Annotated in this window: 8 protein-coding genes; 4 read left to right on the top strand and 4 right to left on the bottom strand. The window is 62.7% G+C overall.

Annotated elements, in window-relative coordinates; translation table 11 throughout:
- The first annotated feature begins 14 nt into the window (after nt 1-14).
- The 4 genes from ptaA to AC3WJP_RS11140 all read left to right on the top strand — a co-directional run bounded on the left by ptaA (nt 15) and on the right by AC3WJP_RS11140 (nt 5,382).
- Nucleotides 15-1,181, top strand: a complete 1,167-nt coding sequence (gene ptaA / locus AC3WJP_RS11155) for a pyoverdine biosynthesis transaminase PtaA (protein ID WP_493721322.1) — start codon at nt 15-17, stop codon at nt 1,179-1,181.
- Between the two features lie 135 nt (nt 1,182-1,316).
- Nucleotides 1,317-2,375: a GNAT family N-acetyltransferase gene (locus AC3WJP_RS11150; RefSeq protein WP_493721321.1), complete on the top strand. Its 1,059-nt coding sequence runs from the start codon at nt 1,317-1,319 to the stop codon at nt 2,373-2,375.
- Between the two features lie 11 nt (nt 2,376-2,386).
- Complete coding sequence (locus AC3WJP_RS11145) at nt 2,387-3,712, top strand: lysine N(6)-hydroxylase/L-ornithine N(5)-oxygenase family protein (protein ID WP_493721320.1); 1,326 nt, start codon at nt 2,387-2,389, stop codon at nt 3,710-3,712.
- 20 nt (nt 3,713-3,732) lie between these two features.
- Nucleotides 3,733-5,382 (top strand): cyclic peptide export ABC transporter, encoded by a 1,650-nt coding sequence (locus tag AC3WJP_RS11140; protein WP_493721319.1) that lies wholly within the window; start codon nt 3,733-3,735, stop codon nt 5,380-5,382.
- 45 nt (nt 5,383-5,427) lie between these two features.
- Here the strand turns inward: AC3WJP_RS11140 and AC3WJP_RS11135 are convergent, their stop codons facing one another.
- From AC3WJP_RS11135 to AC3WJP_RS11120, 4 genes are all read right to left on the bottom strand, one after another.
- Entirely contained in the window at nt 5,428-6,396 is a 969-nt protein-coding gene (locus AC3WJP_RS11135) for an alpha/beta hydrolase (protein ID WP_493721318.1), read from the bottom strand.
- 75 nt (nt 6,397-6,471) lie between these two features.
- Nucleotides 6,472-15,135, bottom strand: a complete 8,664-nt coding sequence (locus tag AC3WJP_RS11130) for an amino acid adenylation domain-containing protein (RefSeq protein ID WP_493721317.1) — start codon at nt 15,133-15,135, stop codon at nt 6,472-6,474.
- Nucleotides 15,136-15,146: 11 nt separating this feature from the next.
- The gene (locus AC3WJP_RS11125; RefSeq protein ID WP_493735671.1) at nt 15,147-21,710 is read right to left on the bottom strand and encodes an amino acid adenylation domain-containing protein; all 6,564 of its coding nucleotides are present in this window, start codon (nt 21,708-21,710) and stop codon (nt 15,147-15,149) included.
- A 175-nt stretch (nt 21,711-21,885) separates the two neighbouring features.
- Nucleotides 21,886-24,303 carry a TonB-dependent siderophore receptor gene (locus AC3WJP_RS11120; protein WP_493721316.1) on the bottom strand — a complete coding sequence of 806 codons (2,418 nt, stop codon included), beginning with the start codon at nt 24,301-24,303 and terminating at the stop codon, nt 21,886-21,888.
- Nucleotides 24,304-24,384: the final 81 nt, after the last annotated feature.

Below are 24,384 nucleotides of genomic sequence, written 5' to 3'. Positions count from 1 at the left end.
CAAGGAGCCCCGCCATGACCGATCTCAGCCGCCGCCATTTCGTCACCGCCGCGACCCTGGCCAGCCTCGCCCCACAGCTCTCTGTAGCGAGGGGGCTCGCCCCCGAAAATATTACGACCGCGGATACCGCAGCGCCTGGCGCGCCGTCTTCGGGGGCAAGCCCCCTCGCTACGCGGGATCCGATCTTCAACGACGATATCGTCCGCCTCGACTACAACGAGAGCCCCTATGGGCCTTGCGCGCCAGCGGTCAAGGCCATGGAGCTGGGCGCACGGCAAAGTGGACGTTACTACTACGAGCAACAACTGCGCCTGATCGAGCTGTTCGCCGAACAGAACCACGTGCCCCGCGACCATGTGGCGGTGTTCTGCGGCTCACGCTCGCCGCTGCAGTACGCCATGGCGCTGTATGCCGGCCAGCGCAGCGTGGTCACCGCCGCGCCCACCTACGATTCGGTCGCCAATGGCGCCGAAGCGCTCGGCGCCAAGGTCCACGAAGTCCCCTTGGATGACCGTCATGCCCACGACGTGCGCGGCATGCTCGCGGCGGACGATCAGGCCGGGGTGATCTACCTGTGCAACCCCAACAACCCCACCGGCACCCTCACGCCCTATGAAGACATCAAGCACCTGGTGGTGAACAAGCCGGCCGGATGCCTGGCGATCATCGATGAGGCGTATATCCACTTTTCCGATGCCCAGCCCTGCCTGGGGCTGCCCATCAAGCACCCGGACGTGCTGGTGCTGCGCACCTTTTCCAAACTCTACGGCATGGCCGGGGCGCGGTTGGGCCTGGCGATCGCAGCGCCTGAGGTGCTGGACAAGCTGCAGACCCTCAACGGGCACAACTTCATCTCGGTGAGCGCCTCGCTGGGCGGCATCGCCAGCCTGCAGCAACCGCAGCTGGTGGCCGAGCGCAAGGAGACCAACCGGCGCGTGCTGCAGGACACCGTCGGCAAGCTGCAAGCCGCGGGTTATCGCTGCACGGAAGCCCAGGCGAACTGCTTCATGGTCGCCTTGAAGCGCCCGGCGGCGCCGGTGATCGAGGCCCTGGCCAAGCGCGGTGTGCAGGTGGGCCGGGTGTTCGAGGCCTGGCCGGACTGGATGCGGGTCACGGTGGGCACGCACGAGCAAATGCAGCAGTTCCTCAAGGCGTTTCATCAGGCCATGAGCAACGCTTAGCGGCGGCCGGGCACGCGTGGCGTCCTGGGTGAAGGCGCTACCCCGGCCGCCGCGATTGACGGTCGATACACGACTAAATCCGATTTCCACCCGCTCGTCTAAACGCCATACCCCCAACGAAGCGGGAAAACCCACATGGATCATCGCGACATCACCGCGCCGGCGCTGGTCGGCCGCTCTCCCGTCCCAGCCCTGCAGGTTCATTATCTCGCCGGCACGCTGACCGTCACCTGGCACCGCCAGGCATTGCTGGCGCTGCACCTGCACCCTGCCGCCGAGCCCCATAGCTTCAATGCGACCGTCACGCTGCTCGACGCCACGCTGGAGCACCCCGCGCTGCTGGCCGCCTGCGAGGGCGTGTTCACCTTGCTGCCCGCCATTCGGCGCCTGCTGCTGGACCTGCCCCCCTCTACGGCGGTCGCTCGGCTCATCGCCGACGGCGTCCTGCGCCCCGCCACTGCGAATACCTTGCTGTGCGAGGCGCAGAGCTTCTGGCAGGTCCCCGAGCCATGGCTGAACAAGCCGTCCTACGGTGCAGCACCGTTGCACTACACAATGACCGCAACGACGCGCCACCCGCAGCGGCCGCCGGCGCAAACCGGCGTGCTGTACCGCCGCTTCATTCCTTGGCTCGGCCAGACGTTCAGCCTCGAGCAGGCCGATCCCGATCGCGACCTGGACGTATTCAGTCGGTGGATGAACACCCCGCGCGTCGCCCACTTCTGGGAAGAACAAGGCACGCCCGAGCAGCACCACGCCTACCTGCTGAAACTGCTGGCTGATGCTCACGCACGCCCGTTGATCGGCCGCTTCGATGACCAGCCGTTCGGCTACTTCGAAGTCTACTGGGCCAAGGAGGACCGCATCGCGCCCTTCTACGACGCCGGCGACTACGACCGCGGCCTGCACCTGCTGGTGGGCGAAGACGCCTGCCGCGGCAAGCGCTACTACACCGCGTGGTTCTCGTCGCTGTGTCACTACCTGTTCCTCGACGATCCGCGTACCGAGCGAATCGTCTGCGAGCCACGCCACGACAACCAGCGCCAGATCGCCAATTTCGACCGCAACGGCTTTGCCAAGCTCAAGCATTTCGACTTCCCCCACAAACGCGCATTGCTGGTGATGCTGACCCGCGAGCGGTTCTTTTCAGAGCGGTTGTACCAACCCATGGACGATGTCCAGCCCACCGAATAAAGGATGCACCTATGAGCACCGCAACGATTCATGACGTCATCGGCGTCGGCTTCGGCCCGTCCAATCTGGCCCTGGCCATTGCCCTCGAAGAGCTCTCGCATAACACCGGCAAGCGCCTGGATGCCCTGTTCGTCGACAAGCAGGTCAACTACCGCTGGCATGGCGATACCCTTTCCTCCCAGAGCGAACTGCAGATTTCCTTCCTCAAGGACCTCGTGTCCCTGCGCAATCCCACCAGCCCTTACAGTTTCGTCAATTACTTGAAGCAACAAGGCCGACTGGTCGACTTCATCAACCTGGGGACCTTTTATCCCTGCCGGCTGGAGTTCAATGACTACCTGGGGTGGGTCGCCGAGCAGTTCTGCGAGCAGGCGCTGTATGGCGAAGAAGTCATTCGCATCGAGCCCGAGTTCAGCAACGGCGCGATTCAGCACCTGAAATTGACCTCTCGCAGCGCGCAAGGCCAGGAACTGAGCCGACGAGCTCGTGCGGTGGTGATCAGCACGGGAGGCTCACCAAAGATCCCCGCGTTGTTCAGCGCCTTCAAGAACGATGCCCGAGTCTTCCATCACTCGCGCTACCTCAGTGCCATGCGCGACCTGCCTTGCGCGCAGGGCAAGCCGCTGCGTATCGCCATCATCGGCTCGGGGCAAAGCGCCGCCGAGGCCTTCCTCGACCTCAATGACAGCTTCCCCTCGGTGAAAGCCGAAATGATCCTGCGCAAATCCGCCCTCAAGCCAGCCGACGACTCGCCGTTCGTCAACGAAATCTTCGCCCCTGACTACACCAGCCTGGTGTTCCAGCAGCCCGCCCAGGACCGCGAAAAACTCATCGACGAATACCACAACACCAACTACTCGGTGGTCGATCCAGAACTGATCGAGCGCATCTATGGCGTGCTTTATCGGCAGAAAATCACCCGCCAGCAACGCCATGCCGTGCTCTGCCGCCAACAGATCGAAGCCGTAGCGGCCACCGAGCAAGGCATCGAACTGACCCTGCGCGACCTGGCCACCGGCACGCACAACACCCGTCGCTACGATGCCGTGATCCTCGCCACCGGTTACGAGCGTCGCAGCCACAGGACCTTGCTCGCGCCGCTGGAAGATTACCTGCACGGCCTGGAAGTCGACCGCAACTACCGCGCCCTGGCCACCGCCAGCCTGCAGGCACCGGTATTTTTGCAAGGCTTCTGCGAAGCCACCCATGGCCTGAGCGACACCTTGCTGTCGGTGCTGCCGATGCGCAGCGCGGAGATCGCCCAGGCGCTGTACCAGGCCCTGACCACGCCCGATGCCGCACGCAAAGCTGCCGCCGTGCCATTGGCCAGCGTCTGATCGCCCACGAGGAACCGCCCATGTCCAAGCCACCCAAAGGTGCGCTGCAAGAATTGCTCGTGCTGCTCCGGCCCTTCAGGTTCACCGTTGCCCTGTCCGTCGTCCTGGGCATCCTCGGCGGCTTGAGCATCACCCTGCTGCTGGCCACCATCAACCGCACGCTGCACGCCGACCAAGGCCTGAGCGCCGGCGTCCTGTGGACCTTCGCGGGCCTGTGCATCCTGGCGCTGGCCAGCTCGATACTGTCCGACATCGGCAGCAACCGCGTCGGCCAGCACATCATCGCCGAGCTGCGCAAGGATCTGGGCGAGAAGGTCCTGTCGGCGCCCATCGAGCAGATCGAGCGCTACCGCAGCCATCGCCTGATTCCCGTGCTCACCCATGACGTCGATACCATCAGCGACTTCGCCTTCGCCTTCGCGCCGTTGGCGATCTCGCTGACCGTGACCCTCGGCTGCCTGGGCTATCTGGCCCTGCTGTCGTGGCCGATCTTCCTGCTCATGCTGGTGGCGATCGCTATCGGCACCGGCGCGCAGTACGTCGCCCGCGCCAAGGGCATCAAGGGCTTCGTGGCGGCGCGCGATGCCGAAGACGAACTGCAAAAGCACTACAACGCGATCGCCGGCGGCGCCAAGGAGCTGCGCATTCATCGCCCGCGCCGCCAGCGCATGTTCAGCCGTAACATCGAAGGTACCGCCGAGCGAATCCGCGATACGCAGATTCGCTCGATCAACACCTTCGTCATCGCCAAGACCTTCGGCTCGATGCTGTTCTTCGTGGTGATCGTACTCGCCCTTGCCCTGCAATCCTTGTGGCCCAGCAACGACAAGGCGGTGATGAGCGGCTTCGTGCTGGTGCTGCTGTACATGAAAGGTCCGTTGGAACACCTGGTCGGCACCCTGCCGATCGTCAGCCGAGCGCAGATCGCCTTTCGCCGTATCGCCGAGCTGGCCGAACAGTTCTCCTCCCCCGAACCGCACCTGCTGCTCGAAGACCAGGCCAGCCAGCTGCCGAACCTGCACAGCCTGGAACTGCGCGACGTGCGCTACAGCTTCCCGGCGGTGGACGGCAACGCGCCCTTCCAGCTGGGGCCGGTGAACCTGCACATCAAGCAGGGCGATATCGTGTTCATCGTGGGTGAGAACGGTTGCGGCAAGACCACGTTGATCAAGTTGCTGCTGGGGCTCTATGCGCCGCAGACGGGGGAGATACGCCTTGATGGTCGCGCGGTCAGCGCCCGGAGCCGCGATGACTACCGGCAGTTGTTCACCACGATCTTTTCCGATTACTACCTGTTCGACGACCCGATCTTCGGTGCCACGCAGCTCCCTGCAAACGCCCGCAGCTATCTGCAGCGCCTGGAAATCGCCCACAAGGTCAGCCTTCAGGACGGCGTGTTCAGCACCACCGACCTGTCCACCGGCCAACGCAAACGCCTGGCGCTGATCAATGCCTGGCTGGAGGAACGCCCGGTGCTGGTGTTCGACGAATGGGCCGCCGACCAGGACCCGACGTTCCGCCGGGTGTTCTACACCGAGTTGCTGCCGGAACTGAAGAAGCTGGGCAAGACCATCATCGTGATCAGCCATGACGACCGGTATTTCGATGTGGCGGATCAGTTGGTGCACATGCACAACGGCAAGGTCGACACCGAGTTGAGCCCCGCCTGATCCCACCTCCCCTGCCCCGCCGCATCCGCGGCGGGGTAGCCCAGCTCACTGTACTGCCGGCAACCGTGCCAACCATTGCGCCACTGCGCCGTAAGGGGCGTCATAGCCGCCGCAGACGCCGCCCATCCGCAGGAAATCATGGGTAAATCCGTGCTCGGTACGCAGGGTTACGGCAACGCCTGCTTGTTGCAGACGATGGGCGTAGGCAACTCCCTCGTCGAACAAGGGATCATACTCGGCGACATTCACATAAGCCGGGGCGATGCTGTTCGAAAGGGGGGCGAGCAGCGGTGATACGCGCCAGTCCTGGCGTTGAACGGGATCAGTCAGGTAGTGGCCGTAGAACCAGTCCATGGTCGCACTTTCGAGCAGATAACCTTCGGCGAAGTCCCGCTGCGAAGGGCGCTCGGTGCTCGCGTCCGTCACGGGATAGAACAACAGCTGCGCCTGTGGCGTGAAGTCGACCTGAGGGTCGGCCGTTGCGGCCATGATCGCCAACACGGTCGCCAGCGTCGCCCCGGCGCTGTCTCCGGCCAGCACCAGTCGCTGCGTGTCCAGCCTTAAGGCGTCCGCCTGGGCGAGCACCCAGTTGGTCGCGTCCAGCGCATCGTTCAACGCCACCGGAAAGCGCTGTTCCGGCGCCAGGCGATACGCCGGGGCCAACACCACATGCCCCGTAGCGGCGGCCAGGCGACGACAGACCATGTCATGGGAATCGAGACTCCCGACCACATAGCCGCCGCCATGGAAATACAGGATCACGGGGCAGCGTTCAGCGGCAGATGTCTTCGCGCGATACCAGCGGGCAGGGATCGCCGCACCATCGCGGGCAGGAATGCTGCAGGCCGATACCTGAATCGATTGCGGACTATCGGGGTCCAGCCAGTCCGCGCTGGCGTCGAACTCGGTGCGCGCCTGGTCGACACTGAGGGCGTGCATGGGCTGGGTGCTGCCCATTTCCCGCCCCAATTCGATCATTTCCAGAAACGCGGCCACATCGGGATGCAACGGCATAAAACGGTTCTCCACTTACTAGACCGGAAAAACGACACCGGCCTGAAATCAGGCCGGCGATTGGACGACTGCCCTTCAGTTGGGCAGTAATGATGCTTGATGCAGGGCCTGGGACGCCGCTTGTAGCAGCGCCTGATTGGCAAGCATGTCGAAGTGTCCCGAGGCAAACTCCGCGCGCTCGCTCTGCTCGCTCAAGCGTTGGGCAAACCGCGTCTGTATGACTTGATCTCCCCCCACCGCCCAATACAGCTTGACCGGCACCCGCACAGGCTGGAGGGTCAGCGGTTGGTGAGCGATGGCTTTGAGGCGCATCGCGACCAGGAATCCACGCGCCAGCTCATCGGCCTCAAGCTGTTGCAAACTGCCGAATGGCAACGCCTGTGACTGCGCTTTTATCGCCTGGATAAACGCAACCAGTTGCGGGCCATCCAGCTCGCCGCTCAGGTCGAGCAAGTGCCAAGGTAACTGAGCTGGAGAATCTGGCAGCACCACCCTGAGGAACGAGCGCAGGTCTTCCTGCCAGCCGCTTGCCGATAAGGCCTCGCCCTGCACGGGCTCAGGAATGAAGCTGTCCACCAGCTGCAGCGATGCCACGGTTTCACCCTGCCGCTCCAGCTCCTGGGCCACCAGTGCCGCCAAGGCGCCGCCCAGCGACCAGCCCAAAAGGTGATAAGGGCCATTCGGCTGCTTTTGCCGCAGGTATTGCGCATAGTCGATAGCCATCGCCGACAGCGACTCATCGTCCCAATGCGGGTCCAGCAGCATCCGGCACTGCAGGCCATAGACGCTGCGCTGGCCCTCGAGCTGACGGGCCAGCGGCTCATAGTCGAACACGGTGCCGAAGCCCGCATGAATACAGAACAACGGTGCCACATCGGTCACCTTGCGGTTGAGCAGCAGCAGCGGATCGAGGGTTTCATTCACCGCGCCGTACCCGGACAGCTCGGCGATCGTTGGCCGCGTCATCAAATCGCGCAGCTTCAGTTCGAAGCCTTCCAGGCGCAGGCCGCGCACCTTTGACACCACCTTGAGACTGCGTAAGGAATCGCCGCCCAGCTCGAAGAAATTGTCGGTCACCCCTACCTGTTCCAGCCCCAGCACTTCGGCCCAGATCCGCGCGAGCTGCTGCTCCAACGGGTTACGCGGGGCCACATAGGCAAGGTGGCTGCCTTGCAGGTCCGGTTCGGGCAACGCGCGGCGATCCAGCTTGCCGTTAGGGCTAAGCGCAAAGCGCTCCACGACCATGATCCGGGTCGGCACCATGTGCTCGGGCAACACGGCCTTGAGCCTGTCGCGCAGCTTGGCTGGTTGATCCGCTGCGTCGCCATGGCAGACGACATAGCCGATCAGGCGCTTGTCGCCCTCCTCGCCCCACACCGCGACCACCGCGTCCCGCACCTCGGCTTCGCGACGCAGGCACGCCTCGATCTCGCCCAATTCGATGCGAAAGCCGCGTATTTTCACTTGGTTGTCCAGTCGCCCCAAATAATCATAAATGCCGTCGGGTCGGCGCCTTACCAGATCGCCCGTGCGATACAACCGCCCGCCTCGGGAAAAAGGATCGGCGACAAAACGCTCTGCGCTGAGGCCGGGGCGCCCGTGGTATCCACGGGCCATACCGGTGCCGCCGATGAACAGCTCACCCGGTACCCCATCGGGCAAGCGGTTGAACTGCGCATCGAGCACATACAAGGTGCGCTCGCCTACCGCCGTACCGATAGGCGCAATCGCCGCGCCACAGCCCTGCTCAACGTCAGCCTTCCATAACAACGGCGTCACCACCGTTTCGGTGGGGCCATAACCATTAGTGAGATAGCGCGGTCGGAGCACACGCTTGACCAATTCGAAGGTGCTTCGAGCCACCGCATCGCCGCCAAAGCAGTAGATTCCGACTGGCGGGATCAGCGGTTGGGTCTGGGCGTATTCGGCCAATTGCTGCAGGTAAGCCGGGGGGAAGCAGGCGATGCTGATGTCGTGGTCGAGCAGCGCCTGGAAGGTCTGCTCGGGCGTCCACAGATGATGATCGCGCATCACCAACTGGCCGCCTCTGATCAGCGTCGATAGCCAGCGCTCCTGGGCACCGTCGAAGGCGAACGACATGAAATGCAGCTCGCGGGTGTCGCTGTCCATCTCATAGCGCTCGACGATCGCGCGGCAATGCATGGCAAGGGGGCCATGACTGACGGCAACGCCCTTGGGCTGCCCGGAAGAGCCCGAGGTGTAGATCAGGTAGGCGAGGTTGTCGGGACTGATCCCGACCACCGGGCAATCGCTGTCGCCGACGCCGGTTAGATATTCAAGCTCATCCAGGTTCAGGTACTCGACAGCGACTGCGGGCAACTGAGTGCGCACGTCACTGTGGGTCAGGAGTACCGACACTTGGGCGTCGTCGATGATCCATGCCAGTCGCTCACGCGGATAGTCGATATCCAGAGGCACGTAGGCGGCGCCAGTCTTGAGCACTGCATAAAAGGCCACCAAGGTATCGACCGAGCGAGGCAACGCCACACCGATTCGGGCCTCCGGCTTCACGCCCTGAGCGAGCAGCCGCCAGGCCAGCCGGTTGGCACGTTGTTCAAGCTGCCCATAGTCAAGCTGCTGGCCGGCGCACTGCACGGCAACGGCATGCGGGCGCAGGCAAGCCTGGGCGGCGATGAGATCGATCAGCAACGGCTGAACGGCCTCGCGCTCGACCATCGCCAGCGGTGGCTCGGGGACCAGATCAAGCGCACCGATACACGCCCCTGGGTGGTCCAGCAGGCCCTGCAGCAGCACCTCGAACGAGGCCATGATCTGCGCGGTGGCCTGTTCGGTAAAACGGTTGCGCAGGTAGAGAAACTCGATACGCAAGGTGTCATCCAGGTGCACGGCCAGGTCCATGGCATAGTTGGTCACATCGCGGCTGGCGGTTTTACCGAAGGTCACCCCGCCCTGGGCGTCTTGCTGCAGACGCTCGTCGACCGGGTAGTTTTCAAAGACGATGATGCTGTCGAACAACGCCTGGCCGCTGCGCCCGCTCCAGCGCTGCACGTCGGCCAGCGAAGTGTGCTCATGATCACGGGCCTCCAGATTGTAGTTCTGCAACGCCCGCAACCAAGGGCCGATCGCCTGCTGCGGCAGCGGAGCCTGGATGATCGCAACGGTGTTGATGAACAACCCGAGCATGCTGTCAGCGCCCGCCAGATCGGCCGGCCGACCCGCTACGGTAGCCCCGAAGCAGACCACATCCTGACCGGTATAGCGTTGCAACAGCAGTAGCCAGGCCGCCTGTATCAGCGTGTTGGGGGTCACCCGGACCTGCTGGGCGCTGCGCCGCAACGCTGCCGTTCGCGCAGCATCCCACTGCAGATAAAGGGCCGCATGCCCCGGCAGATCCGGTGCGGGTTTGACCAGGCAATCGGCAAGCAGCGTGACATCCTGCAACCCCACCAGCTTCGAGCGCCAGAAATGCTCGCTTAGGGCATTGTCCTGGCGCTGCAGCCAGGCGATGTAGTCGCGGTAACGATGGGCGGTGGGCGCTATTTCCTGCCCCGCATAGCGGGCCAGCACCTCGCCGAGCAGCTGTGAGTTGCTCCAGCCATCGAGCAGGACATGGTGGCTGGTCCAGATCAGATGCTGGTGGTCGTCGTCCAGTTGCACCAGCGTCAGGCGCATCAACGGTGCCCGTGTCAGGTCGAAGCCCTTGCAGCTATCGGCCTCGATCAGCGCTGCAAGCTGACGAGCCGTATCGCTGCGGCCGCGCCAGTCGAGTCTGGCGATATCCAGCTCGACCCGACGATGAACCAACTGGATCGGCTCACTCAGCACACCGCCGCTGTGGAAGCTGGTACGCAGAATGTCATGGTCGCGGACCACCTGCTCCCAGACGGCCACAAAGCGCTCCACGTCCAGGCCGCGGATCGGCACGCTGGTCTGATTGATGTAAAGGCCCGATGCATCCTCCAGACTGTGGAACAGCATGCCCTGCTGCATCGGCGACAAGGGGTAGACATCGACGATATCGCTCGCCGCCACGGGCAGGCTGTCGAGCTGCTGCTGATTCAGGCCGGCCAGCGGGAAGTCGGAGGGTGTCACCCCCGCCGCTCGTTCATCCAGGCAATGATCGATCAATGCCTTGAGCTCACTGGCGAAGGCATCCGCCAGCGCCTGCAGGGTATCCTCTGCGAACACTTCACGACTGAACGTCCAACTCAGTACCAACTCCCCGCCATAGACCTGGCCATTGATACTGATCAGCGCGTCGAGAGGCGCGTCGTCGCTGCGGCCCCTGCCCGAATCTTCCGCTGAGGGATGCAGCAAGCCATCGGCGGCCTCGAAGCTGTGATCGAACTGACCGAGGTAATTGAAGACGATTTCGCCCTGTGGCAGAGCGGCCAGGCTCGCCTGGGCCTCGGTACTGCCCAGATAACGCAGGATGCCGTAGCCGATACCCTTGTCCGGCACGGCACGCAGTTGCTCCTTGACCGACTTTATCGACCCCGCAAGATCGGCCTGCGGGGTCAGTCTTACCGGGAAAGTGCTGGTAAACCATCCCAGCGTCCGGGTGATATCCAGGTCGTCGAAAAGGTCTTCACGACCGTGTCCCTCAAGCCGGATCAAGGTGCTGTCGGCGCCGCTCCAGCGGCAGATCACCCGCGCCAGCGCCGTGAGCAGCAAGTCGTTGATCTGGGTGCGGTAGGCACTGGGCGCCGCGTGCAGCAGGCGCTCGGTGTCGGCGGCCGATAACCTTGTGCTGACGGTGGCGGCCTGCCGGCCTTGGCGCCCGCCGTGTGGATTCATGCACGGCAAGGCGTCGCTGGCCTCAGCCAACTGCCGTTGCCACCAGCCCAGCTGTTGCTGCAAGTACGCCCCCATGGCGTACTCCTGCACGCGCTGAGACCAAGCCTGAAACGAACTGCTCTTGCTCGGCAACGCAATTCGACGGCCCTGCATCTGCGCCCGACAGGCCCGCTCCAGGTCCTCCAGCAGGATCCTCCACGAAATGCCATCCACCACAAGATGATGAATCACCAGCAGCAACCGCTGACTGCCATCGAACATATCGACCCAGAGCGCGCGCAGCAGTTGACCGCGCTCCAGCACCAGGCTCTCCTGAGCGGCCTGACACAAGGCAGTCAATTCTTCGCTGCTGGCGGCCTGGCGGGTCCATAGCAGCGCTGGATCCATAGGCGACGAGGCTGGGTCGGCATGATGCGCAAACCAGTGCCCGGCCTGATTGACGAAGCTCAAGCGCAACGCATCATGGTGCATCAGCAGGGCGTGCAGCGCCCTTTCCACCTGCTGCGGCTGCAGCCCTTGGCCAACGTGCAGCAGTACCGACTGATTCCAGTGGTGACGCGCGGGAATATCCGTGGCGAAAAACTCGCGCGCGATGGCGGTGAGCGGCAACTCCCCCGTAACGGCGCCCTGCTCGATAGCGCTGCTTTCGCTGAGCCGGGCCACCCGGGCGAGCCCCTGAACCGTCTGCTGCTGGAACAACTCCTTGGGGGTGAAGACGATGCCCGCCTGGCGCGCGCGACTGACGACCTGAATCGACGCGATCGAGTCGCCCCCCAGTTCGAAGAAATTGTCCGTCGTGCCGATGTGTTCGACCTTGAGTACCGCCGCCCAGATCGCGGTGATCCGCTGCTCCAGCACAGTGCCGGGGGCCACCGGGTGCTGGCGTGCCAGGCTGGCGTCAGGCACCGGCAAGGCTTTGCGGTCCAGCTTGCCGTTGGGCGTCAACGGCAGCGCGTCGATGAACAGCAGATGCGCCGGCACCATGTAGTCCGGCAATACGGTTCCCAGGTACTCGCGCAGCGCCCCGCGCAAGGCGATGGTGTCTGCGAAATCGTCCGCCGCCGCGGCCTCGACGACCAGGTACGCCGCCAACTGCTTGCCGTTGGCACCCTCCACGTCAATCACCACAGCGGCGCCGACGGCCGGGTGTTCCTGCAGGCGAGCCTGGATCTCCTCCAACTCGATACGGAAGCCGCGAATCTTGACCTGATGGTCGATGCGCCCGACGTACTCGATGACGCCGTCATCGGCGAAGCGCGCCAGGTCACCGCTACGGTACAAGCGCCCACCTGGCGCTCCATAGGGATCGGGAATGAAGCGTTCGGCGGTCAACCCGGGCCGATTCAAGTAGCCGCGCGCGAGACATGCCGGTCCGCCGATCAGCAATTCGTTGACGGCCCCGGCCGGGGCGATCGCCAGGTCAGCATCACAGAGGTAGACCGTGCGTCCCTGCAACGGCCTGCCGATGGGGACGATCGAGGGCGTCCGCTGACCGCTGTTGTGCGCAGGCTTGCTGCCGATGGCCGCGCAGTCATACACCGTCGTCACCACCGTGGCTTCCGTAGGGCCATAGGTGTTCAGCAATCGCGCCCCTTGCAGACCTGACCTGGCCCAGTCATCGAGCACGTCACTGGGCATGGCTTCGCCGCCCACATGGACCTGACGCAAAGTCGGGCAAGCGCTCGCCCCCCCAGTGTCGGTCGCCAGCATCCGCCAATAGGCGGTCGGCAGGTCAGCCACCGTAACGCCATACCGACCGATCGCAGACTTGAGCGTGGCGATATCCCACAAGCCATTGCCGCGCATGATGACTTGCGCACCGCAGCACAGCGCCGGGTACAGTTGCTCGACGAAGCCATCGAAACTGACCGTGGCGAACTGCAACACCCGGTCACTGGCAGACAGCTGCGAATAACGCGCCGCCACGCCGCAGAACATCGCCAGCTCCCGGTGCGCCATGGCCACGCCCTTGGGCTTGCCGGTGGAGCCAGAGGTGTAAATCACATAGGCGAGGTTGTCCGCGACGGTGAGATTGACCGGGTTGGCGGCACTGTAGGCATCGAGCCAATCAGCTTCCTGATCCAGGCAGAGCGTATGCAATCCGTCGAGCAAGCGCAGTTCAGTGAGCAGTGACGTCTGCGTCAGCACCCAAACCAGCCCGCTGTCCTCAGCCATATACGCCAAGCGTTCCTGGGGATATTGAGGATCGAGCGGCACGTAAGCGCCACCGGCCTTCAGAATCGCCAGCAGGCCGATCACCAGGTCCAGCGAGCGATCCATCGCGATGCCCACCAACACGTCTGGCCCCACACCCAGCTCGCGCAGCTTGTGCGCGAGCTGATTGGCACGCCGATTCAGCTGCTCGTAGGTCAGGAACTGCTCGTCAAATACCAGTGCGGTGGCGTGCGGCGTGCTGGCGGCCCGAGTTTCGATCTGCAGGTGCACGCAGGGAGGCTCTGCAGACGGCCCAGGCTCGAGGTTCCAGTGACAGACCATCTGGCGCCGTTGCTCATCGCTCAACAGTGTCAGCTCGGCGATACGCCGATGGGGTTGCGCGACGATGCTGGCGAGCAACTGGCGCCAATGCGCGGCCATGCGCTCGATGGTCTGGCGATTGAACAGTGCCGAGGCGTAGCTCAAGGTCGCGCCGACCTGCTCATTGCGCTCATGGGTATCGAGGCTCAGGTCGAAATGCACCGAGGCGCTGTTCCAGCCCAGGCTTTCGACGCTCAATTCGGGTAAACGGCGACTCTGCCCCGTGGCCTCGGTCTGGTGGTTGTACATGACCTGGAACAGCGGGTTATGGCTCAGACTGCGCTCTGGCTGCAGCGCCTCGACCAACTGCTCGAACGGCAAGTCCTGATGGCTCTGCGCATCGACGACCGTGCGCTTGATGTCCTGCAACAAGCCGCTGAAGGTCGTGTGCAGCTCGAACTGCGCCTTGAGCACCTGAGTATTGACGAAAAAGCCGATCAGGCCCTGGGTTTCAAGCCGCGTGCGATTGGCGATGGGTACGCCGACGCGGATATCCTGCTGGCCGCAATAGCGATGCAAGAGGGTCTGAAAGCTGGCCAGCAATACCATGAACAAGGTCGCGCCCTGTTGCTGTGCCAACTGCCTCAGAGAGCGCGCCAGCTCGATGTCGAGATTCATCTCCACGCGCCCACCGCGATGATCCTGCTCGACGCCTGCCGGGCGATCGTTCGGCAAGGCCAGCACGGGCTGCTCTTCGCCCAGCTGCGACTTCCAGTAGGCCAGCTGGCGCTCCTGCTCCCCGGCTTCCATCCATTGTCGTTGCCATTGCGCATAATCGGCGTACTGGATCGCCATAGGTGCCAGCACCACCGGCTGCCCGAGGCGATGCCCTTCGTACAGCTGGACCAGCTCGTCCACCATGATCGGTATCGACCAACCATCCGTGACGATGTGGTGCAGGGTCAGCACCAGTACATGCTCCTCCTCGGCCACGCACCATAACTTCACCCGCAGCAGCGGCCCCTGCTGCAAGTCGAAGGGCTGGCGGGTTTCGGCGTCGATCAACGCCTTTAGCAGGGCCTGCCCAGCCTCGCCCTCCGGCAGCACCAGCGGCTCTGCCCTCAGTAGCGGCGGCTGCGACGCGTGGATGACTTGCAAAGGCTGGTCCCCATGCATTTCGAAGGTGGTACGCAGGGTTTCATGGCGCGCGATGAGGCTGGCAAAACCGGCCCGCAACGCGTCGACATCCAGGGCGCCCTTGAGCTTGAGCGCCACGGGAATGTGATAGGCATTGCTCTCGGGGTCCAACTCCCAGAGAAACCACTGGCGCTGCTGGGCATACGACAGCACCAAAGGCTGTTGCGGGTCCCGCGCAAAGATCGGTGCCACCTCGTAGAGGTTCACGCCTTGACGCTTGAGCAGAACAGCCAGAGCCTTGCGCTCTCTGGGAGTCAACGAACTTACCGAGTCGAGCAACGCTTGCACTGGCTTATCTCCTATGAAATCAGGTCATCGATTTCTTCCATGGTTAAACGTTTGAGGGCCTCCAGCGATTTAGCCAAATCCGTTTGCAACGGATCGAGCTCACTGCGGCGCGTATCGACACGCGCCACGAAATCCGCCAGCGTCGGCTGTTCGAAGAGGTCACGCAGACTGACATCGACTCCCGTCACCTGTCGGCAGCGAGCGATCGCCTGGGTGGCGAGAAGCGAGTGACCGCCGGATTCGAAGAAGTCGTCATGACGACCGATAGGCTCGACGCTCAGCACCTCGGCCCAAATAGCCGCCACTTGCTGCTCCAGATCGCTCTGCGGCGCTGTGTAGGCCTTCTGCAGCTGGCTAGAATCCGGTGCCGGCAGGGCCTTGCGATCCAGCTTGCCATTCGGGCTGAGCGGCAGGCCGTCCAGGAAAATCATATGTACCGGCACCATGTAGTCAGGCAGCTGCGCCTTCAGATGCCCACGCAGAGCGTCGCGCAATCCGGCCAGTCGCGCGGGCTCGGCCCCTGGCGCGCCATCGCTGACCAGATAGGCGGCCAGTTGTGTGCCAGCGGCGCTCTGGACATCGACGACCACCGCCTCGCGCACGCTGGCGTGCTCCTGCAACCGCGCTTCGATTTCACCCAGCTCGATACGCAGCCCGCGGATCTTCACCTGGTGGTCGATACGCCCCTGATACTCGATCACCCCATCGGCACGGTAACGGGCCAGATCGCCGGTGCGGTACAAGCGGCCGCCGCCCTGCTCGGAGACATCATGGGGGTCCGGCACAAAGCGCTCCGCCGTCAACGCCGGGCGCTGGTGATAACCGCGCGCCAGGCCGATGCCGCCCAGATACAGTTCGCCGCTGGCGCGAGGCACCATTGGCTGCATGCCGTCATCGAGGATGTGGGTCTTGAGGTTATCGATAGGTCGTCCGATCGGCACGCCGTTCTGCACGCCCGGCAAGCAGGTCCAGTGGGTCACATCGATGGCCGCTTCGGTAGGGCCATAGAGGTTGTACAACCTTGCCTGCGGCAAACGTTCCTGGGCCTGCTGGGCAAGATCGGCCGCCAGCGCCTCACCGCTGCAGATCAAACGTTGCAGGCTGCCGCACTGCTCCACGGCGGCACTGCTCAGCCAGGCCTGCAACATGGAGGGCACGAAATGCAGGGTCGTCACGTCATGTTGCCTGATGGTTTCGACCAACCGCTGCGGGTCGCGATGATCGCCCGGCTGCGCCACCACCAGGCGAGCACCGGTGAGCAACGGCCAGAAAAACTCCCACACCGAGACGTCAAAACTGAACGGTGTCTTCTGCAAGACCACGTCGCTGGCATCGAGCGCGTAAGCGCGCTGCATCCACCACAGGCGATTGACCAAGGCCAGATGACTATTGCCCGCGCCTTTGGGGCGGCCGGTGGAGCCTGATGTATAGATCACATAGGCAAGGTTGTTCGGCTGGGTGAGAACGCACGGATTGTCAGCGCTGTAGCTCGCCAGATCTGCGCCCTCTGGTTGCAGGATCAAGCACTGCAAGGTACCAGGCACAGGCAGCGCCTTGAGCAGATGCGCTTGCGTGAGCAACAAGCGGATGCTGCTGTCTTCGATCATGTACGTCAGCCGCGCGGCTGGATACTCAGGGTCCAATGGGACGTAGGCGCCACCGGCCTTGAGGATGCCCAGCAACGCCACCACCATTTCCACGCTGCGTTCGGCGGCGACGCCCACCAGCACATCAGGCCCCACACCGCACTCACGCAGCTTGTGGGCCAGCTGGTTGGCGCGCTGGTTGAGCTGCCGATAAGTCAGTGCGTGACCTCCAAACACCACAGCCGTGGCCTGAGGGGTCGCAGCGACCTGCCGCTCAATCAACGACTGCAAGCTCCGCTCCTGCGGAAAAGACGCCTGAGTACGATTCCAGTCAGTGACGACGCGCTCGCGGTCAGCGGGCCCGAGCAGGGCCAAATCGCCAATGCGTTGCCGAGAATCGGCCACCACGCCCCTCAGAAGCTCGGTCCAGTGCGCGGCCATCGATTCGATGCTCTCGCGATCGAACAACGCCGTGGAGTAGCGCATGGAGGCGCCAATGCCCTGCGCATGCTCGAAGGTATTGAGGGTCAGGTCGAACTGCGCGACCTCGCGCTCCCAGGTCAGGCCTTCGAGCGTCAGCCCAGCGACTTCGCGTCGAGCGACCGAGGCTTGAACCTGATGATTGAACATCACCTGGAACAACGGCCTGTGACTGAGGCTACGCTGCGGTTGCAGGGCATCGACCAGTTGTTCGAACGGCAGATCCTGATGGGCCTGCGCGGCCAATGCGGTATGGCGAACCTGCTGCAGCAACTCATTGAAGGTCATCTGCCCATCGAACTCGGCCTTGAACACCTGGGTATTGACGAAAAAGCCTATCAGGCGCTCCGTCTCAAGCTGTCCGCGACCGGCGATGGGCACACCAACGCGTATGTCCTGCTGGCGGCTATAGCGATGCAGCAACGTCTGGAAACTGGCAAGCAATAGCATGAACAGCGTGACACCTTGCTCGCGGGCGACCTGCTTCAAGCCTTGGGCCAGAGGCTCATCAAGATCGATCTCCAGGCTCGCACCGGCATGATCCTGACGGCTGGGCCGTACACGATCGAGCGGCAACTCAAGGATCGGCTGTCGATCCCCCAGTTGATGGCGCCAATAGGCCAACTGTCGCTGCCGTTCGCCGGCGTCCATCCAGTGCCGCTGCCACACCGCGAAGTCGGCGTACTGCAGAGGCAATGCGGGCAGGCGTATCGCCTGGCCTGCGGCAAAATGCTGGTAAAACGCGAGCAGTTCGTCCACCAGGATCGGCATCGACCAACCGTCAGTGACGATATGGTGCAACGTCAGGATCAACAGATGCTCGTCCACCGCGAGCTGTACCAGCTTGACCCGCAGCAATGGGCCGCGCTCCAGATCGAACGGCTGCAACGTCTCGGTGCGAACCAACTGCTCGATGCCGGACTCCAGACTGCCGAGCGCGGCATCGATCGACGCTGCCGCCAGCACAAAGGGCGTCGGCGGATGAATCACCTGCACGGGATCGGCATTTGTGGGCAATACCGTCGTCCTGAGGATTTCATGCCTGGCGATCAGTGCCTCGAAACTCAAGCGCAGGGCTTCGTGGTCCAGAGCTCCCCGTAGCTTCAAGGCCATAGGAATGTTGTACGCCGCGCTCTGCGGATCGAGCTGCCACAAGAACCACTGGCGTTGCTGGGCATAGGAAAGCGGCAGAGGCTGTGATCGATCCGCCTGGGTGGGCGAGGATCCATGGTTGCCCACACCTGGTGCGATCGCCGCAACGAAATCGGCCAGTACCGGCGCCTCGAACAAGGTGCGCAAGCTCAGTTCACTGTGCTGGGCCTTGCGTATTCTCGAGACAACTTGCGCGGCGAGCAGAGAGTGCCCTCCGGACTCGAAGAAGTTGTCGTGGCGCCCGATGCGCTCGATCTTGAGGACGTCGGCCCAGATGGCCGCGACCTGTTGTTCCAGGTCAGAAATCGGCGCCTCGTAACGACTTTGCAGTTGACCCTGGTCAGGCGCAGGCAGAGCGTTGCGATCCAGCTTACCGTTGGCGGTCAGCGGCAAGGCATCGATACACATGAGGTGGGTCGGCACCATGTAGTCGGGCAAGGTCGCCTTGAGGGACTCGCGCACACGACCGCGTAAATCCGCAAGGGAAGCCGGGTTGCCGACAGCCTGTGGGTCGGCCACCAGATAGCCCACCAACTGCTTGCCGCTCGGCCCATCGATCGCCAGCACCACGGCCTGTACGACCTGAGGATGCTCCAGGAGTCTGGCTTCGATCTCGCCGGTTTCTATTCGAAAACCGCGGATCTTCACCTGATGGTCGATACGCCCGGCGTACTGGAATCCGCTACCCGCAGCGTAACGGGCCAGATCACCGGAGCGATACAGTCGTGCGCCACCTTGCTCGCTATGATCGAAAGGATCCGGCACGAAGCGCTCCGCCGTCAGCCCCGGTCGCCGGTGATAGCCGCGGGCAAGCCCCGCTCCACCGATATGCAGTTCACCTACGGTGCCGGGCGCACTGGGGCTGAGATCGTTGTCGAGCAAGGCCCACGAAAGATCGGCGATGACCCGGCCGATCGGGCTGCCCGAGGCGCATTGCAGATCCTGCAGACTCAGCGGCCGCCACGTCACATGCACAGTGGTTTCCGTGATCCCGTACATATTGACCAACTGGGGTCGGGCATCACCGAAATGAGCGAACCAGGGTTTGAGCCTACTGACATCCAATGCCTCACCGCCGAACACCACGTAACGCAGCGCCAGCTCGGAGGGTGCATCGCTTGGCGCACAGAGCACCGGAATGAGTTGAGCGAACGCAGTAGGCGTCTGGTTCAGCACCGTAACCCGCTCACGGTGCAGTAGTGAAAACATCGCGTCGGCCGATTGTGCGACGTCTTTGGCAACGATGACCGCCCTGCCCCCATGCACCAGTGCGCCGAATAATTCCCAGACGGAAAAATCGAATGCGCAGGAGTGAAACACCGTCCATACGTCGTTTTCGTTGAAATCGAAACAGGCGCGAGTCGCTTGAAAAAGACGCGTCACATTGTGATGGGGGATCAGGGTCCCCTTGGGTTTTCCCGTCGACCCGGAGGTATAGATCACATAGGCGAGGTTATCGGGCCGGGTCAGGACTGACGGGTTGCCGCTGCTGTAATCGGCTAGCCAGGTATCGTCCGCGATCATGGGCAGGCAGGTGATGTGCTCGGCGAAAGGCAGCTGCGCCTGCAAATGGGCATGGGTCAACAACAGCCGTATCCCGCTGTCCGTTGCCATGTAGGCGAGACGTTCCGGGGGTGAATGCGGGTCGAGCGGGACATACCCGCCACCGGCTTTCAAGATCGCCAGAATGGCGACTACCATGTCGAGGCTGCGCTCCACGGCAAGCCCCACCGGCGTCTCGGCGCCAACGCCCAGTTCGCGCAGCTTATGCGCCAGACGATTGGCTCGGGTGTTCAGTTCGCCGTAAGTCAGGCGCTGCCCGGCAAATGACACGGCGACCGCCTGTGGCGCCCTGTCGACCTGGGCTTCAATCAATTGATGCAAGCACTGGTCATGGGCAAACACGGCAGGATCGGGGTTCCATTCTTTCAAAAGCCCGCGCCGGTTGTCTTCGCTCAACAGTCGCAACGAAGCAATACGCTGGCCGGGTTCGTCGACAAGGCATTGCAGCAGGTTCAGCCAATACTGGCCGAGCCTGGTGATGTCTTCAGGCGTGAACAGGGCGCAGCGGTACTCGAAGACGGCATTCATCCGGGTGGTCAGATAGTCCACATCCACCGACAGATCGAACTTCGCCTGACGCTGACGGGTAGACAAGAACTCGACCTCGATATCTCCCAAGCGCATCGTCCCATCCGCCTCATCGCCAGTGCGCCAGTTGAACAGCGTCTGAAACCAGGAGTTCGCAGCCGGGCCCTGCCCAGCCAGCAACTCCATAGGCCATTCGGCATGCTCCAGTGCCGCGAGCGAATGGCGTCGCAGCGCCTGCAGGAACTCGATGCCTGAGCGCATAGGATCGATATGCACAGGATAGATCTGGGTATTGACGAAATAGCCCACCAGCCCCTGGATGTCGGCGCGGTTTCTACCGGCGTTGGGTACACCTACCGCGAAGTGGTCCTGACCGCTATAGCGCGCCAGCAACAATTGCCATGCGCCGAACACGAACACAAACGGGGTGAGGCCCAGCGCCTCGCATCGCGCCTGGATGCTCGCCACCAGAGACGCGGGCAATTGCAGATGAAGCACCCCTGCGGCCCTGTCGTCTCCCGCCTCCGGGCGCCTGTGCGTTGGCAACTCCAGCGCGGGGATGTCACCTGCCAGGCAAGCACGCCAATAGTCGCCCGCGCGCTGGCACTGCTTCGTTTGTGGATAGACGTTGCGCTGCCAGTCGGCGTAATCGGCATATTGCACCGGCAACGGCAGCAAGGGCGTAGCGTCGCCGCCAGTGGTGCGCTCGTACGCCGCAAGCAGGTCATTCAGCAGGATCGGATTTGACCAGGCATCCGAAACGATGTGATGCATATTCAGCAACAGCACATGCTCATCCGCCTTCAAGCGCAGCAGCACACAGCGCAGCAATGGCGCTTGTTGCAGATCGAATGCATGATCGGCTTCACGCTGGATGAACTCATTGAGTTGCCGCTCGCGCGCCTGCTCGGTGATTTCGGCGAGGTTGTGGTACTGCAGCAAAGGCCCCTTCAACGACACCACTTGCTGGATGAGAACTCCCTCTACCTCGACAAAGCGAGTGCGCAGGATCGAGTGTCGCTCGACGACCATCAGCAAGGCGGCTTCCAGCGCCGCGATGCTAAGTGCACCCTTGAACCGCAAGGCGCGGGGCAGATTATAGGCCGACCCATTGGGGTTGACCTGCTGCCATAGCCACAGACGCTGTTGAGAGAAGGACGCAGGGGCTTGTTGCCTTTGAACGCTGTGCTGAAGGGGGGCTGGGTCAAGCTCTTCGGCCAGCATCAGGGCCAGCAGGTCATCATCGGTGAGGGGGCAGGAAGACATGGTTATCAGCCTCGTTTCTTGAGCACAGGAAAGACATCGTCCTGTGGAAACGAATAGCCAGCCGATAAGTTTAGCGAGGGTACCAGCGTGCAACGCTGGCTGCGCAACGGCGACGTGCCCAGCACGACAGGCTGGCAGCCCATCCATACGGCTGCCAGCCTGAAGACACCAAGCGTTAGAACTCGCCGCGAACGGTCAGCGCAAAGTTGCGAGGCTCGCCGTAGTAGTTGCCATTGGCCGCACTGGATACCGTTTGATAGTAGGTTCTATCCAACAGGTTGTTGCCGTTGAGGGCCACGGTCCAGTTCTTGTCGACGCGATACTTCACCAACGCATCCCAAACGGCATAACCGCTCTGGCTGTAATCGAAGGGGATATTGCGCTCGACGACAGCGCCGGTACCGTCCACCCGGACGCTGGTGCCACTGACGTACGTAGCGCTTTGCAAGCTTACCCCGCCGCCGATCGTCCAATCGGACAGTTGCTGAGGCAACTGGTACGTGGTCCAGAGTTTGACTTCGTGCTTAGGCGTGATAGTGCTCAAGGCAGCGCCGTCAGTCTTGTTCTTGTTGTTGTTATAGACGTAGCTGGCCATCACCATCCAGTCTTTGCGCAACTCGCCGGAGGCGGTCAACTCCAGGCCCTTGCTGATGACCTGCTCCTGATTCACGTAACAGCAGCTGCCGCCGAACAGGACGTCGTCCTGGGGGTAGTTGGCATCCAGTACCGCGCCGTTCTCACGCTTGGTATAGAACACTGCGGCGCTGGTGTTGAGGGCACCGTCGAACAGCTCACCCTTGATCCCGACTTCCATGGTCTTGCCCAACATCGGATCGACCACCGAGCCGCTGCCGATAGGCCCCTTCAGGTAGCTTTGCTGCGGCTTGTAGATTTTCGAGTAACTGCCGTACAACGACCATTGATCGTTGAGGTCATAGACCACTCCCCCATAAGGGGTGAAACGCGTCGGCTCGCGCATGTCGACGTTGCTTTGCACCACGCCTGCATTGGTATAGATCTGCTCGAAGTGATAGCGGGCCAGGCGACCGCCGAGGATCAGCTTGAACGGGTCGGCCAATTGCAAGGTTACCCGCGAATACAACCCGTACTGCTCCTGGGTGTTGGGGCTGTAGACACGCGGCGTGGCCTTGGAGACAGGGTTCGGGTCCCAGTAGACAGGGTCGAATACATTGACCGGCTGACGAATATTGGAGAGCACCCCCGACCCGCGCCATTCGCTGGTCACCCGCTGATAGTCCGCACCGAACACAAAGTCGTGCTGGTGACCGAAGGCCTCGAAGCTGCCGGACAGGTTGGTGTCCAGCAAGTTCTGATCGCTCCACGATTTGTTGTAACTGCCATTGCGTGTCGGGCCGGTCATGGTCACCGGGTTGAGCGCATTGAGGGTTACCGCCGCCAACGACTCGCTGTCGTCGTGGGTGTTGGTGTAGGCGACGTTGAGCTTCCAGCCATTGGCGAAATAATGGTCGAGTTTGCCGTAGATTTCCTGGGAGGTGTTGTCGATATAGGACCAATTTTGCCCCAGGCTGGTATGACGCGGCAGACCGATATCGGCGCCGGTGGTATAGCGCGGCAGGCCCAGCGACACATTGGAGTGCTTGCGTTCGTAAAGGCCGCCGATGGTCAACGTGGTATCCGGTGACAGATCGCCCTCCAGCACACCGAAGATCGACGGTTTTTGCGTCGCCTGATTGTCGGTGAAGTACTGACGGTCGGTATAGGACACCGCGACGCGTCCACGCAGATTCTTGCTTTCGGTCAGTGGCCCGGTGACGTCTATCTGCGAGTGGTAGTTGTCCCAGGTCCCTGCCGACGCCTCGACGCTCATCTTGAAATCAGGCAAGGCCCGCTTGCGCACCAGATTGATGGTACCGCCGGGGTCGCCGACACCGCCGAACAGCGCGTTGGCGCCTCTGAGCACCTCGACATGGTCGAACTCGAGCATGTTGTACTGGCGCTCGGAATAGAACGCCGAGGCTACCGAGGACAGGGCCATCGGCGACGCACCATCGATCTGGATACTGTCGATGTTGAAGCCGCGGGAATAGTAGTCGTAGGAGTCGCTGGTCGAATTCTGTACGGTGATGCCCGGTGCCCGCCGTAACGCTTCTGGCAAGGTCGTTATGTTCTTGTCTTCAATGAACTGGTGCGTCAACACCGACACCGACTGCGGCGTATAGCGCAGGCTGGTGGGCGTCTTGGAGCCGACACTGACCGCCCCGGTGGTATACGACCCGGTGCCCTCGGTCATCTCCCCCATGCCCTGGCCTTCGATGGTAGTCGTTTCCAGCGAAATCGCACCCGCGGCATCCGCCTCTTTGTCGAGAATCACCGTGCCGTTCTCGATGCGAAACCGGTAACCCGTGCCTTGCAGCAACGTGCGCAACGCCGCGTCCGACTCCAGACTCCCTGCCACCTTGGTCGAACGCGAGCCGCGAATCAGATCGGCCGAATAGATCACCTGCAATCCGGTTTGCTCGCCGAAGGCTTTCAACGCCTGGTCAAGCGATTGCCCCGGAATGTCTATATCGACCGGTTTTGCGAAGGCGACGTTCGCCAATGCCAATGTCATCACGGCAGTCGATACTGCCGCTGCCAAACGACGCGTCCCGTTCGCAGCGCGAACGGACGTGCCAACTCCTAGCGAATCCCC

The sequence above is a fragment of the Pseudomonas sp. GW821-FHT01A09 genome (genome assembly GCF_058986725.1).
This window is presented reverse-complemented; position numbering and strand designations above follow the sequence as displayed.

Bases quoted from the DNA above. Each gene is read 5' to 3' on its own strand.
- ptaA (WP_493721322.1), top strand. From the start codon at position 15: ATGACCGATCTCAGCCGCCGCCATTTCGTCACCGCCGCGACCCTGGCC.
- AC3WJP_RS11150 (WP_493721321.1), top strand. From the start codon at position 1,317: ATGGATCATCGCGACATCACCGCGCCGGCGCTGGTCGGCCGCTCTCCC.
- AC3WJP_RS11145 (WP_493721320.1), top strand. From the start codon at position 2,387: ATGAGCACCGCAACGATTCATGACGTCATCGGCGTCGGCTTCGGCCCG.
- AC3WJP_RS11140 (WP_493721319.1), top strand. From the start codon at position 3,733: ATGTCCAAGCCACCCAAAGGTGCGCTGCAAGAATTGCTCGTGCTGCTC.
- AC3WJP_RS11135 (WP_493721318.1), bottom strand. From the start codon at position 6,396: ATGCCGTTGCATCCCGATGTGGCCGCGTTTCTGGAAATGATCGAATTG.
- AC3WJP_RS11125 (WP_493735671.1), bottom strand. From the start codon at position 21,710: ATGTCTTCCTGCCCCCTCACCGATGATGACCTGCTGGCCCTGATGCTG.
- AC3WJP_RS11120 (WP_493721316.1), bottom strand. From the start codon at position 24,303: ATGACATTGGCATTGGCGAACGTCGCCTTCGCAAAACCGGTCGATATA.